Source organism: Pedobacter sp. W3I1, from assembly GCF_030816015.1.
GTDB lineage: Bacteria > Bacteroidota > Bacteroidia > Sphingobacteriales > Sphingobacteriaceae > Pedobacter.
The window spans coordinates 4,236,649-4,248,444 of the sequence record NZ_JAUSXN010000001.1 but is presented as its reverse complement, the minus strand read 5'-3'; the positions used below and the strand labels follow the sequence as shown (position 1 = coordinate 4,248,444).

15 protein-coding genes are annotated in these 11,796 nt (G+C 40.8%); 8 read left to right on the top strand and 7 right to left on the bottom strand.

Annotated features, from left to right (window positions below; translation table 11 throughout):
• Nucleotides 1–4 precede the first annotated feature (4 nt).
• The 5 genes from QF042_RS17415 to QF042_RS17395 all read left to right on the top strand — a co-directional run bounded on the left by QF042_RS17415 (nt 5) and on the right by QF042_RS17395 (nt 5,490).
• A complete protein-coding gene (locus QF042_RS17415; RefSeq protein ID WP_307530684.1) occupies nt 5–631 on the top strand; it encodes a TMEM175 family protein in 627 nt (208 codons plus the stop codon).
• Between the two features lie 25 nt (nt 632–656).
• Nucleotides 657–1,604, top strand: a complete 948-nt coding sequence (locus QF042_RS17410) for a D-2-hydroxyacid dehydrogenase family protein (RefSeq protein WP_307530683.1) — start codon at nt 657–659, stop codon at nt 1,602–1,604.
• 385 nt (nt 1,605–1,989) lie between these two features.
• Nucleotides 1,990–3,143 (top strand): IS3 family transposase gene (locus tag QF042_RS17405; RefSeq protein ID WP_307528534.1). Its coding sequence is split into 2 segments (ribosomal slippage): nt 1,990–2,224 and nt 2,224–3,143, totalling 1,155 coding nucleotides; the frame shifts between segments, so codons are not numbered across the junction.
• A gap of 657 nt (nt 3,144–3,800) precedes the next feature.
• Nucleotides 3,801–3,959: a hypothetical protein gene (locus QF042_RS17400; RefSeq protein ID WP_307530681.1), complete on the top strand. Its 159-nt coding sequence runs from the start codon at nt 3,801–3,803 to the stop codon at nt 3,957–3,959.
• Nucleotides 3,960–4,014: 55 nt separating this feature from the next.
• The gene (locus QF042_RS17395) at nt 4,015–5,490 is read left to right on the top strand and encodes a sigma-54-dependent Fis family transcriptional regulator (protein WP_307530679.1); all 1,476 of its coding nucleotides are present in this window, start codon (nt 4,015–4,017) and stop codon (nt 5,488–5,490) included.
• Nucleotides 5,491–5,603: 113 nt separating this feature from the next.
• Here QF042_RS17395 and QF042_RS17390 read toward each other — a convergent pair whose 3' ends face one another.
• A complete protein-coding gene (locus QF042_RS17390) occupies nt 5,604–5,783 on the bottom strand; it encodes a hypothetical protein (protein WP_307530677.1) in 180 nt (59 codons plus the stop codon).
• 249 nt (nt 5,784–6,032) lie between these two features.
• Between QF042_RS17390 and QF042_RS17385 the strand changes: the two genes are divergently transcribed.
• From QF042_RS17385 to QF042_RS17375, 3 genes are read left to right on the top strand one after another with little or no spacing between them, the layout of a single operon-like run.
• The gene (locus QF042_RS17385; protein ID WP_307530675.1) at nt 6,033–6,365 is read left to right on the top strand and encodes a phosphoribosylpyrophosphate synthetase; all 333 of its coding nucleotides are present in this window, start codon (nt 6,033–6,035) and stop codon (nt 6,363–6,365) included.
• Between the two features lie 9 nt (nt 6,366–6,374).
• The gene (locus QF042_RS17380) at nt 6,375–7,619 is read left to right on the top strand and encodes an NAD(P)/FAD-dependent oxidoreductase (protein ID WP_307530673.1); all 1,245 of its coding nucleotides are present in this window, start codon (nt 6,375–6,377) and stop codon (nt 7,617–7,619) included.
• Between the two features lie 2 nt (nt 7,620–7,621).
• Nucleotides 7,622–7,894 (top strand): UBP-type zinc finger domain-containing protein, encoded by a 273-nt coding sequence (locus QF042_RS17375; protein WP_307530671.1) that lies wholly within the window; start codon nt 7,622–7,624, stop codon nt 7,892–7,894.
• A gap of 86 nt (nt 7,895–7,980) precedes the next feature.
• Here the strand turns inward: QF042_RS17375 and QF042_RS17370 are convergent, their stop codons facing one another.
• The 6 genes from QF042_RS17370 to QF042_RS17345 form a co-directional block, all read right to left on the bottom strand.
• Nucleotides 7,981–8,958 (bottom strand): c-type cytochrome, encoded by a 978-nt coding sequence (locus QF042_RS17370; RefSeq protein WP_307530669.1) that lies wholly within the window; start codon nt 8,956–8,958, stop codon nt 7,981–7,983.
• The gene (locus QF042_RS17365) at nt 8,948–9,280 is read right to left on the bottom strand and encodes a DUF3817 domain-containing protein (protein WP_307530668.1); all 333 of its coding nucleotides are present in this window, start codon (nt 9,278–9,280) and stop codon (nt 8,948–8,950) included. The genes QF042_RS17370 and QF042_RS17365 overlap by 11 nt, the downstream gene beginning before the upstream one ends.
• 11 nt (nt 9,281–9,291) lie before the next feature.
• Entirely contained in the window at nt 9,292–9,744 is a 453-nt protein-coding gene (locus QF042_RS17360) for a hypothetical protein (protein ID WP_307530665.1), read from the bottom strand.
• A gap of 40 nt (nt 9,745–9,784) precedes the next feature.
• Nucleotides 9,785–10,375 (bottom strand): TetR/AcrR family transcriptional regulator, encoded by a 591-nt coding sequence (locus tag QF042_RS17355; RefSeq protein WP_307530663.1) that lies wholly within the window; start codon nt 10,373–10,375, stop codon nt 9,785–9,787.
• A 90-nt stretch (nt 10,376–10,465) separates the two neighbouring features.
• Nucleotides 10,466–11,080, bottom strand: coding sequence for an alpha-ketoglutarate-dependent dioxygenase AlkB (locus QF042_RS17350; protein WP_307530661.1), 615 nt, complete (start codon nt 11,078–11,080; stop codon nt 10,466–10,468).
• 343 nt (nt 11,081–11,423) lie between these two features.
• A complete protein-coding gene (locus QF042_RS17345) occupies nt 11,424–11,795 on the bottom strand; it encodes a response regulator transcription factor (RefSeq protein ID WP_307530659.1) in 372 nt (123 codons plus the stop codon).
• Between the last annotated feature and the right edge of the window lies 1 nt (nt 11,796).

Below are 11,796 nucleotides of genomic sequence, written 5' to 3'. Positions count from 1 at the left end.
AATAATGGAAAAAGAAACGGGCAGAATTGAGGCTTTCAGCGATGGCGTTTTTGCTATCGCTATTACACTTTTAGTGCTCGAATTGCATATCCCGGAAACAAGCGAAGGAGATAACCCAATTTATTTCTTAAATGCATTAAAAATGCAGTGGCCCGGTTATATCGCCTTTATCATTTCGTTCTTTAGTATTTTTATTATTTGGGTAAATCACCACAAAATTTTCAAACAGATTTACAAGCGAAACACGGGACTGATGTTTGCTAACGGATTCATTCTGTTCCTGGTTTCGCTTGTTTCTTATCCCAGTGCCTTATTGGCGAAGTTTTTTCTTACAGATTCGAAACAGCTTTCCGTTACCATTTATACTGGCTTGTTCGTTTTGATTAATCTGGCTTTTAACCTGTTGTGGCAACAGGCTACTCTGGATAAAAAATTATTGCGCCCCGGAATTAGTGATGCCGCCATCAGGCAACTCCGGAACAACTACCTGTATGGCTTTCCAACTTATTTAGCTGCTTTTGCTGTGTCGTTCTTCTATCCGGATTTAGCCCTTAGCATTTGTGTTTTACTCTGGGTTTTCTGGGCAGCATCATCAAAGAAAATTAACTTTACCGAAACACCAGCTATGTAATAAAAAAGCATTTAATCCATAAAATATGTCAAAATATAAAATTGCGATACTCGATGATTATCAGGATGTAGCGAAATCATTTGCTGACTGGACACTGGTTACCGAATATGCGGAAATTGAAGTATTTACCAATCACCTTCATGAAGAGGATGAAATTGTAGCACGCTTAAAGCATTTTGAAATCATTTGCGTCATGCGCGAACGTACCCCTTTAACACCAGGTTTGCTGATGCGTTTACCTAATCTCAAATTAATTGTGTCTACAGGGGCCAGAAACCGTTCTATAGATCTTGCTGCCGCAGAAAAACTGGGTATTGAAGTGCAGCACACCGGCTACCTGGGCCATGGCGCATTAGAGCTTACCTGGGCGCTGTTAATGGCCATCGCAAAACACATTCCGCAGGAAAATGCCAATTTACGTGCAGGCGGCTGGCAGCATATGGTGGGTAACGATTTAAAGGGTAGAACCCTGGGCATATTGGGACTTGGGAATTTAGGTGCACAGGTTGCTGCCGTAGCGAAAGTTTTTGATATGGATGTGATTGCCTGGAGCGAAAACTTAACGCCCGAAAAAGCAATAGCTGGTGGAGCCAGGTATGTAGACAAGAAAACTTTATTTCAGGAAGCTGATTATTTAACTGTGCACATGGTGTTGAGCGATAGGAGTAAAGGCATTGTAGGGGCCGATGATCTGGCGTTAATGAAACCGACGGCCTACCTGATCAATACCTCAAGAGGCCCATTGGTTGATGAAAATGCATTGATCAAAAGTTTGGAAGAAAATAAGATTGCCGGTGCGGCTTTAGATGTTTTTGATAAAGAACCGCTTGATGAAAACCACCCTTTCAGAAAATTGAAGAATGTACTGGCTACGCCGCACATCGGTTTTGTGACTCAAGATACTTATAATCTTTTTTTTAATGATATTGTTAAAGTTTTGCTGAATTGGCTACCAAAACATCCAAAAAAATAAGTTGAAGAATCTCCATGGTGTCAGATGTTACCATCTTATACAAATATATCTGTCATCTTGAGCCCCAGATTTAAAAAAAAAATGAATTGACGGTTATAGGTTGTGAGGTATCGTCATTTCGACCGAAGCAACGCGAAGTGGAGAATCTATTGCATGAAAGACCCTGAAACAAGTTCAGGGTGACGAACCGTAAGAGCAATCGTCATCTCGACCGCAGTGGAGAGATCTTTTAACATAGTTCAAAGATCTCTCCACTCCGCATTTGCTTCGGTCGAGATGACGCCAATTTTAGAATCTGTCATTGGTAACTCGATTGGTGGAGTTGCTATCTTTGACTAGAGGTCTTGTTTGTCAGATTTAAACTTAAAACTTTAAATTTGAATATATGAGCAGACAAATGTTTGATGAACCCTTTAGAAAAATGGCCTTAGATTTAGCTATGGTTCGTGGATCGATCAAAGAGGTTGCAAAAGAATTAGGTATAAGCCCTAATCTACTAAGTAAATGGAGGGAACGGCAAGGAACAGCTAAACAAGATTTAGTAAACCTTACCGAAGACCAGAAACTGATCAATAAGCTTCAAAAGGAGCTTAAAGAGGCACAGCTAGAACGTGACATATTAAAAAAGGCGGTAGGCATCTTTTCCAAGGGAGACGGGAGATATTCGGATTTATAAAGGAACACCGGCAGATATTTCCTGTTGAAAAGATGTGTAGAACGTTCGCGGTAAGCTGTAGTGGCTTTTATTACTGGCTGAAACATCCATTGGGTAAGCGGTCCATTGATCAGGCTGAACTTTTGGTGCAGATCAAAAAGATTCACAAGGATAGTAAATACCGTTATGGCGCGCCCCGTATAACCTCAGAATTAAAGGCACAAGGAATCCTTGTTTCTAGACCAAGAGTAGCCAGATTGATGCGGAAAGCAAACATAAAAAGTATTACCCGCAATAAATATCGGGTGCAGACTACTGATCCTGACCATTTATATCTGCCTGCAGAAAATATTCTTAACAGAGATTTTTATGCGGCGGAGATTAGCCAAAAATGGGTCTCTGACCTTACTTATATCCGAACTGGTGAAGGCTGGCTTTATCTGACGACAGTAATGGACCTGGCAGATAGAAAAATTGTTGGCTGGGCGCTTAGCGAAACCATGGATGCCGGACAAACAACGATCGCAGCATGGAAAATGGCGATAAGAAACCGTCCGATTACCCAGGAATTAATTTTTCATTCAGACAGAGGATTGCAATACGCTTGTAATGAATTTAGAAAGCAATTGATGAAATTTTCAGTAAATCAAAGCATGAGCAGAAAAGGTAACTGCTGGGACAATGCAGTGGCGGAGAGTTTTTTTAAAACAATGAAAACAGAAATGGTATACCACGAAAATTTTCGCACCAGAAGCCAAGCCAGATTGGCGATATTCGAATATGTGGAGGTCTGGTATAACCGAAAAAGAAGGCATTCTACTCTTGCATACATGACTCCAAAAGAATTTGAAGAAATGCTAAGTAATAGAAAAAATGTTGCTTAAAAGAAAGCCAAGTAATGCTTCTCGAAATAATTGATCTGACAACGAAAAAACTCTAGTAAACTATTGCAATTCCATGGGAACCACGAAGTGCTCATCGCAGATAATCTTAATGCAAGCGCTTTAAGATTCCCGCCTGCGCGAGAATGACGACCACACTAAGGGATTCTGTCATCCTGAGGTACGAAGGATCTGCAACCTAAAAAAATACCTTTCCCAGCTTGTACCGGCTCATCCGTTATTGCCAATAGGAAACAGATTCTTCCTATCGTCAGAATGACAAAAACTGCAATTGTATTTCTTTCAACTACCCTTCATTCTCTCATTCGGTCCCTCTCTCATTCAGTCATTCCCTAATTCTCTCATTCAATCATCAGCTCCCTACTGTATTTCGTATCCAAAATCGCTTTTTAGCGAAATATCGTGAGTCATTTATTATCGTTATATTGATTATACAGCATTAGCGCCATATTCTTGTCTTTGGCATGTTCTTTGAATTCGCGGGTTTGAACAAGAAACAAAGACCAATCCCTATCGAATCAATCCTCAATCGCTCTGTGATGATGAATAATCATCCGGATGTTGTTCGTTTTGTGATTGCCTTAAAGTTCATTCATCCGATTCCCGGATAAGTATTTTGGGAAAGATCAATTATAAAAAATGACAAAGCAGGAATCATATTTTAACACGAGTACTCATGTTAATGGCAACAATATTAACTCTCATGCCGATTCTTATTTCGATGCAAGGGCAGAAACAGTAGCAAAACAAGAAAAGAATTTTACGCTAAAAGAATTATTTCAGGGTGTGTTTTTCTAAGCTGCATCCATTATTTTCTATCGATTGTGGGGTATTAATTCTTTACAACGATGAAATGAGCCACATTACGAGAGTCTATCTGACAGAGGCCATTTCAGGAAAAATATCCTGCACTGAAACCATTTCCGATCCGGTTAGCCTTTCGCTGATTACAAAAGAAATTTCGGGGTTTGATTTCCCTGTGCTCAGATCGCGGCAAGAATGGATAGCCGACTTTGGCGAGAACCACTGCCTCACCAATCATCCTACAGCATATCATTTTCATTGTTATATTCCTTTAGCGCATAACGGCCGAATACTGGGTACTTTCGAACTTCATAATCACAACCGGGAATTAAGTGCAGAAGGATTGACTTTTTGCTGTAACATTGCCGATTTTATTGCCGGACTGTTAGCTGTAATGGAGGAAAGAAATGTTTATGAGCCTGATTTTGCAACGCCCGCCAAGTCTGAAATTCTAAATGGGCCTAAAATATCAGCAGTTGCTGAGGAGAAAATTAAGCAGTTAGAAAAGGAAATTGAAAAACTACGTGCACAGCTTGCTGAATACCTCATTTTTAAACCGAAAGAATCATCTGAAATTCTTACATACCCTGAAATTGTTGGCAGTAGTCCGGAAATGCAGGAGGTTTACAGCATGCTCAATCGGATTTCCTCCACAGAAACCACGGTTTTAATTTTGGGCGAAACGGGAACGGGTAAAGAGTTGATCGCTAATGCAATTCACGACACGTCTACAAGAAGCCAGAAAACAATGATTAAGGTTAATTGTGGCGCCATTCCACCTAATTTGATCGAATCAGAACTTTTTGGCCATGAAAAAGGGAGTTTTACGGGTGCCACGGAAAGAAGGATCGGCAAGTTTGAACAAGCACATAAGAGTACAATCTTCCTGGATGAAATAGGCGAGTTACCGCTTGATTTACAGGTTAAATTGCTCCGTGTTTTACAGGAAAAGGAAATAGAACGTGTGGGTGGTAAAACAACCATCCCTACGGATGTACGCATTATCTCGGCCACAAACAGAAATCTTTTAGCAGAAGTGGAGGCGGGAAGATTTAGACGTGATTTATATTACAGGTTAAATGTTTTCCCGGTTTCACTACCACCGCTTCGAAACCGGAAATCAGATATCGCTGTGCTGGCTACTTTTTTCTTAAAGAAATTCGCCAAAAAGTCGAATCGAAACCTGGACGGATTTTCAAAGAAGGCAATTTCCACGATGATGGCTTACAGCTGGCCCGGGAATGTAAGAGAATTGGAACACCTCATCGAAAGACAGGTGGTGATGGCAGATGGGAATGTGATTAAGGAGATCGAAATTCCGGGCAATAACAAAGCATCCGTATCTTCAGTTGGATTTGTTAAAACCATATTTGAAAACGAACGCGATCATATATTCTCGGTACTAGCGTTGTGTAACGGGCGGATTTCTGGTCAGCATGGCGCTGCAAAACTATTGGGCGTTCCGGCAACCACATTGAATTCGAAAATCAAAAAGCTTGGCCTGGCCAAAAAACACATTTATTGATCATCTTAAAGCAATAGTTTTCATGCTTACCCTCTTGCGCATTGCTTGCTGAAATGGCGATATCTCCTGAAATTTCCAAAGATATCGCCATTTTTCCCGGCATAACGATTGGCCTAAATATCCAATTCGAAAGATGAGCGCGAGGCCTTATCTGCCTGATCTAATAAATCAGCATCGTGTTCAGCAGCGCTTTCATCACTAATGATTGTACTTTGATTTAGCGCATCTTCTTCACTGGTTAATGCATCTTCCTTATCGTCAGAAAGTTCTTCTTTATTTGGGTCTATAATCATGATTTTTTTATTTAAAGATAACCATTTAAATTAGTTTAAACCACTCTTTTTTACTTTTTAATGCATTGAAAAATTCATCTCCTGATCATTTATTTTTAATAAAAAAATATGCCTGAAGCTTATCATAAATTCACTTTATATCGTCAATCTTTTATTATTTATTTTTTTTTAAAGTTTTGTTTTACAGTTCTTTGCGGGTTGGTTTGTTTTTTGGTAAATTAACACATCATTCAAAAAGAACAAATGATTATGGATAACGATTATTTAAAACATATCGGAGAAATGACTTCACTTTCCGAAGTGGTTAATGCGCTTGCTGAACAAGGTTATATAGTCGATTTTAATCTGAAAAGTAGTCAGATCAATGATGGAGAAAATCCGATACAAGAATTTCCCGAGCAGTTTTTGATTGATAGACATTATCGTTTTGAAGGCGAATCAGATCCTGATGATGAGGCCATTGTTTATGCCATATCCTCTATTGATGGTAAAATAAAGGGAATCTTTGTAAACGGTTACGGAACTTCATCCGAAAGCGCTGGAGATGAAGTGATTAATCAATTAAAAAGCCGAACTGATTAGGAAGTGCCCATGAATAAGCTAAAACTATACGGTAAACCAGATTCGCCTGAAATTTACCCCATAAGAGACTTTTTAAAACGAAGTGTTATCGATTTCGAATGGTTTGACATTACACAAGATGATTTGGGCTGGGGCCAGGGAATTACCTCATTTAATAATCCGGAAAAGCAACCTGTAATAGAATTTCCTGATGGCAAAGTGATCATAAATCCAAGCTTAGAACAGATTGCCTGTAATCTGGGCTGGATTACCGAACCCAAATATGCAGAATATGATCTTTCCATCTATGGTGCTGGCCCCGCAGGATTAAGTGCTGCGGTTTATGCGGCATCAGAAGGACTGAAAACCATTCTGATTGAACGTGAGGCCATTGGCGGACAGGCTGGTACAAGTTCGCTGATCGAAAATTACCTGGGTTTTCCTGAAGGAATATCCGGAGCAAACCTTGCGGAAAGAGCGAGGCAGCAAGCACTAAAATTCGGTGTCGAGATTTTGCTTTTAAAGGAGGGGATCAAAGGCTCATTTTATGACAATAGAATCCATGTAGATTTTGCAAGCGGCGAAAAGCTGGTCGCCAAAACAAATATCTGTGCAACCGGAGTGGAGTATGCCCGGTTGAATCTCCCTGATGAGGACCGGTTTTTTCATAAAGGAGTTTATTATGGTGCCGGTGCAAGTGAGGCTTTTTTCTGCCAGGATAAAGACCTTTACATTGTTGGTGGAGGAAACTCTGCCGGACAGGCTGCTACCTATTTTTCTGGCTTTGCCAAACGCGTTTTCATGGTAATCCGAAAAGGTAACCTTGCCGATACCCTGTCTGAATACCTGATTCAGCGGATAGCGGCCATTAAGAATATTCATGTCCTGTATTATGCTGAAGTAGCGGCATTGGAGGGTGATGATTATCTACAGCGCATCAAAATTGTAAACAGTCAGGATGGAACAGAAGCATGGCACGACACCTCTAAATTATTCATCTGTATAGGTGGAAAACCCAATACCGAATGGGCTGTTGAAACTGCAATCTGCAGGGATAGAAATGGATATCTTTATACAGGTAACGATTTGCTTAGCCTTGATCAATATAAGATGTGCTGGGAATTGGAACGTCCGCCTTATCATTTAGAAACCAGTGTCCCGGGCTCTTTTGCTGCCGGGGATGTTAGGTTTAATTCGGTAAAAAGGGTTGCGTCGGCCGTAGGTGAAGGTGCCATGGCGGTAACCCAGGTTCATCAATATTTATCAAAATTGTAATTATGGAAAGCAACAGCATATGCAGCCACATAGAGGCTGTAAAAGAATTAAAAACTGCAAAAGAACGTGTTTGTGAAGCCTGCATAAAACAAGGTACGGATTGGGTGCATCTTCGTACCTGCCAAACTTGTGGCATTACCTTATGCTGTGATTCATCGCCAATGCAACATATGTCGCATCATTGCCGGGCAGAAAAACATCCAGTTATCATTTCATCAGAACCAGGAGAACGGTGGATGTACTGCTTTCTGGATAATGAAATGGTTGAATACTGATTTGAACATGATAGAAAAGGTGGCTTTTGGTTTAAAACGCCTGTTTAGTAAAACATTTATGGAATAACCTGTTCAATAGCCATAAATCACTTCAGGCTTAGGATGTATCGCCTAATCAGGGCAACACCCGCTGTGTCAATAACAGTCGTGCCCATTTTTGGCATGTGGTATGCCCCCATAGCGGCGGTTCTTTCTATTATATTCTGCTTATTGAATGGAATACCTGTATTTTTATAGCTTGTTGCAAAATCCAGGTTTAAGGATTTTCGGCCAGCCATACCTGTCGGCCGATGGCAATGAGCACAATTCATGGCCATGTATGCTCTTGCCCTCGGTTCTGTTGGCAATGATACATCATGGAAGTTAGGGATTGTTCCAAAACGGCCTTTGTCTTTATAATCTAGCAAGCCCTTTTCGTGGAGATAGACTAGCTGACTTTGGCTCTTTCCATTACGGATGACTTCAATGTTTAAATTTCTGATCGTTGGGCCAATTGGTATCAACTGGTTGTCAGATCGATGGCAGCTTCCGCAATCTTTTTGGGAGGGAATTTGGTAATTGATCTGGCGGAAAATTCCATCCTTACCTTGGTAGCTAACTGGAACAATAGCACCCTTTTCCAGCAATATCGCGTCTTTCTGCGCTGTGTCCCACTGATAGGTCGCGGCATTCCATAGCCCGTTTTGAAGGATTAGCAGCCGGGTTTCAATCAGCCTGCGTCGTTTTTCTTTCGCGTACGAATAATAGAAGGTTTTTGCAATAATAGTACCTTCCGGGAATTCGGGCAGCGAATTACCGGTTGCACGCATTCGCTTACCCTTTGGCAACCTGATCAATCTTTGCTTTTCGGCGTAATCGGTAAAAAGGGTTGATCCTAAATCAAGAATTTCAACCCCCGCTGCAGGTTCCAGGCTCGCTATTTCACCACGGAAAAGACCATAAGCGGAAAGCATTCCATTAAAGTGGCTCCTGTTACTTATTGGTTTGTTCCCGATGTCGTGCATAAATACGACATAGGCTATAACGACTGTAAAGAAAAGCAATAGGAACAACTTATTTTTCATCCTTGCCTATCTGGTTGGCTTCAGTGTGCTGCAGAATATGCCGGTCGATATAAAAGGTTCCAAACGGCACAACACAGGCCAGCAAAATTTTCCAGGTAGTGTCTTTGAATTTCCATTTCTCTTCTACACCTACGCTAATCGTGAGGAAGATAAACAGCAGGAAAAGCGCTCCATGTATAGGTCCCAGATTTTTAACCAGCCTGGGGTCATTAAAGTAATGTTTCAGCGGTACGGCAACAAAAATAAGCACAAGAAGAGAGATGCCTTCCAGGTAGCCGACCAGGCGTAGCCTGCCGATCTGTGTTTTAAAAAAGTATGTCATGATTTTATATATTAATAATTTCTAATCAGGGGACGGTGGGCGAGCGGCGAAAAGGGCCATGGTATTGCAAGCAGAATGATCAGGAGGGCCAGGGAGAACCAGATCAACACTGTCTTAAACTTTTCGTTGCTTTCTTTTTTTCGCTTTGCTTTTGCTGAGCCAACAGTGACCAATACGATGGCAGTAAGCATGAACGAGATATGAATGGCCCCAAAGAATAACGATTCCGTGCTTTGGATGCCGGAAAAAAAAGCCTTTACTGTTATGCTTTTTGTATAAAGCAAAATCCCTAAGATCAACTGGATGTGTGTTATGGTTGCTGTCCAGTGCCGGATACTATCGTGCCTTTTGCTGAACTGCCAGCCCCGGAAATATCCACGAGCTGATAGATTGATCGAATAGATCAGGCCCAGCAGGACAAGCCATCTGAGTAAGGAGTGAATCGGAAGTATTGCATCATACATGTTGAAAAGTACTAAGTGGTATGTTTTATAACAAATTTTTTTATTTGAGGTTGTTGAGGTAAAATTTCAGTTCTCTCAGAAATTGGACGTAAGATTCTTTTCCCAGCACTTTACCCATGTTTCTCACGCCAGAATAGCCTGTCAGCAGGAATATAGCAACACGCCTGGGATCAACATCTTTGCGTATTTCGTTTTTCATTTGGGCGGAGGTTAGCGCCAGTTCCAACGCTTGCTGCACCCGCTTGATTAACCTGTTCAACGATTTTCTGAAGGGTTCACTAATGGGCGACATCTCTTCAATCAAATTTACCACCGGACATCCGTAAATGATATTTAATGCCCGGTTACCTAAAAGCAGGAAGTGAAAAGCCTTATAGATTTGGCTGGTAATACCCGAAACTTTTTCCAGTCTCTGGGATACTTCCTCCCGCACTTTAGGATAAAATATTTCATTGATGATCGCTAAACCCATGTCTTCTTTGGATTTAAAATGGTAGAAAAAAGCCCCTTTGGTCAGATTAGTTGTCGCTATAATATCGTCAACGCTCGTGGCCTGGTACCCTTTTTTATAGATCAGATCAAGTGATTTAGTTAAAATAAGATATTTAGTATTGGCTGCTTTTGACATCATATTATTACAAACATACTACTTGGTATGTTTTATTGCCGTCAGAATAATGTCATTCTTAAATTTTAGCACTGTACGGGGTATAGATACTAATCAATAAACCGGTTTACTCGATTCAGAAATACGGAAAGTGAGATTAATCCTTGGGCCGACATTGCGTGCAGTTTTTGGTACATGGTGTTCATAGTGATCCTGCATGGTCTCATCCATCAGCAGAAAACTTCCGTGTGTCAGTGGTATATCCAGCGCTGCAATATCTTTTCTGAATTTGTGGCGTACCTTAAAAATTCTGGTATCACCAAAAGTTACCGATGCAATGTGATGATGTTTACCGTCAACAGGAAGCGTATCGCTGTGCCAGGCCACGGAATCCTTTCCATCACGGTACAGGTTCAATAGCACCCGGTCGAAACTGATGCCACAGCCATTTTCCACCATCTTTTTTATTTCCATGAGGATGGGTGTCCATTGATAGCCGTTTTCGCCTCCATAATAGGCCGTTAGTCTGGGGTCAACCACCACCTTATCATACATTTTTCGCATGCGCTGCTGCCAGGGTGTTTCGGCTAAAAGAATTTTATAATAATTATCTGCCTCGTTTTTGTTAAAAAAATGCTGCCATAGTAGCAGTTCAGTATCGGGTATACTGAAATCTGTGTACCTCTTTATGCCTCCGTCAAATAATGCTGTTTCTCCAAAAAGGTTCATGTTATAAAATTACAATTCTCAATCAGTAAACTAAAAATATTAGTAAAAATTGACGGTTCCGTGAATTTTTATTTTCATGAAAACTAATCCAGTTCCATTAGCAATAATCTGCAAGATCAATATATTAAGCAGGCTCCGGTACAGAAATTATTGCGTTCCGAACGCCAAAAGCAACGATACCTTTCAAGGTATTTGGGTGTTCAGCATCTCCCGGCAGCGAGAACATAGCCTTCACTTTATGTTAGTTAGTCTAATCCTTGTATACTGTCTTGCCCGGTAATTGTTTTTTCCCGCTTTGATGGTTCTGTTTAGAACTGATTATTGTAATAGCTGAAAAACATTGTTATGTGCCTGGGCCAGAATTGATTTGCCTGGATATTTTCCTCAAAAGCACATGTATATCAAAGGGCTTCACTACAAATTCCTCAGCCTTACAGCCGCTGGTCATTTGCGGTAGATCCGCATGTGCACTCATCATCATTATCGGTGTAGCCTTTGTTGCAGGATCAGACTTTAATAAATTGCAAACTTTCATCCCATTTCCATCAGGAAGCATTACATCCAGGATAAACAGATCAGGGGCCGAATTCTTTTTTGAAAAAAAGTCGTGAACAGTAGAATATCCTTCCACATGATAACCTTCTTCCGATAAAAGTATTTCCAGGATCTCTCTTATCCCAGGATCATCCTCCAGGATACATATATGTTTGTCCATG

Excerpts from the sequence above, each read along its gene's own strand:
- QF042_RS17415 (WP_307530684.1), top strand. The coding sequence starts at position 5 with ATGGAAAAAGAAACGGGCAGAATTGAGGCTTTCAGCGATGGCGTTTTT.
- QF042_RS17395 (WP_307530679.1), top strand. The coding sequence starts at position 4,015 with ATGAGCCACATTACGAGAGTCTATCTGACAGAGGCCATTTCAGGAAAA.
- QF042_RS17345 (WP_307530659.1), bottom strand. The coding sequence starts at position 11,795 with ATGGACAAACATATATGTATCCTGGAGGATGATCCTGGGATAAGAGAG.
- QF042_RS17350 (WP_307530661.1), bottom strand. The coding sequence starts at position 11,080 with ATGAACCTTTTTGGAGAAACAGCATTATTTGACGGAGGCATAAAGAGG.
- QF042_RS17365 (WP_307530668.1), bottom strand. The coding sequence starts at position 9,280 with ATGACATACTTTTTTAAAACACAGATCGGCAGGCTACGCCTGGTCGGC.
- QF042_RS17380 (WP_307530673.1), top strand. The coding sequence starts at position 6,375 with ATGAATAAGCTAAAACTATACGGTAAACCAGATTCGCCTGAAATTTAC.
- QF042_RS17410 (WP_307530683.1), top strand. The coding sequence starts at position 657 with ATGTCAAAATATAAAATTGCGATACTCGATGATTATCAGGATGTAGCG.
- QF042_RS17370 (WP_307530669.1), bottom strand. The coding sequence starts at position 8,958 with ATGAAAAATAAGTTGTTCCTATTGCTTTTCTTTACAGTCGTTATAGCC.
- QF042_RS17375 (WP_307530671.1), top strand. The coding sequence starts at position 7,622 with ATGGAAAGCAACAGCATATGCAGCCACATAGAGGCTGTAAAAGAATTA.
- QF042_RS17385 (WP_307530675.1), top strand. The coding sequence starts at position 6,033 with ATGGATAACGATTATTTAAAACATATCGGAGAAATGACTTCACTTTCC.
- QF042_RS17390 (WP_307530677.1), bottom strand. The coding sequence starts at position 5,783 with ATGATTATAGACCCAAATAAAGAAGAACTTTCTGACGATAAGGAAGAT.
- QF042_RS17400 (WP_307530681.1), top strand. The coding sequence starts at position 3,801 with ATGACAAAGCAGGAATCATATTTTAACACGAGTACTCATGTTAATGGC.
- QF042_RS17360 (WP_307530665.1), bottom strand. The coding sequence starts at position 9,744 with ATGTATGATGCAATACTTCCGATTCACTCCTTACTCAGATGGCTTGTC.
- QF042_RS17355 (WP_307530663.1), bottom strand. The coding sequence starts at position 10,375 with ATGATGTCAAAAGCAGCCAATACTAAATATCTTATTTTAACTAAATCA.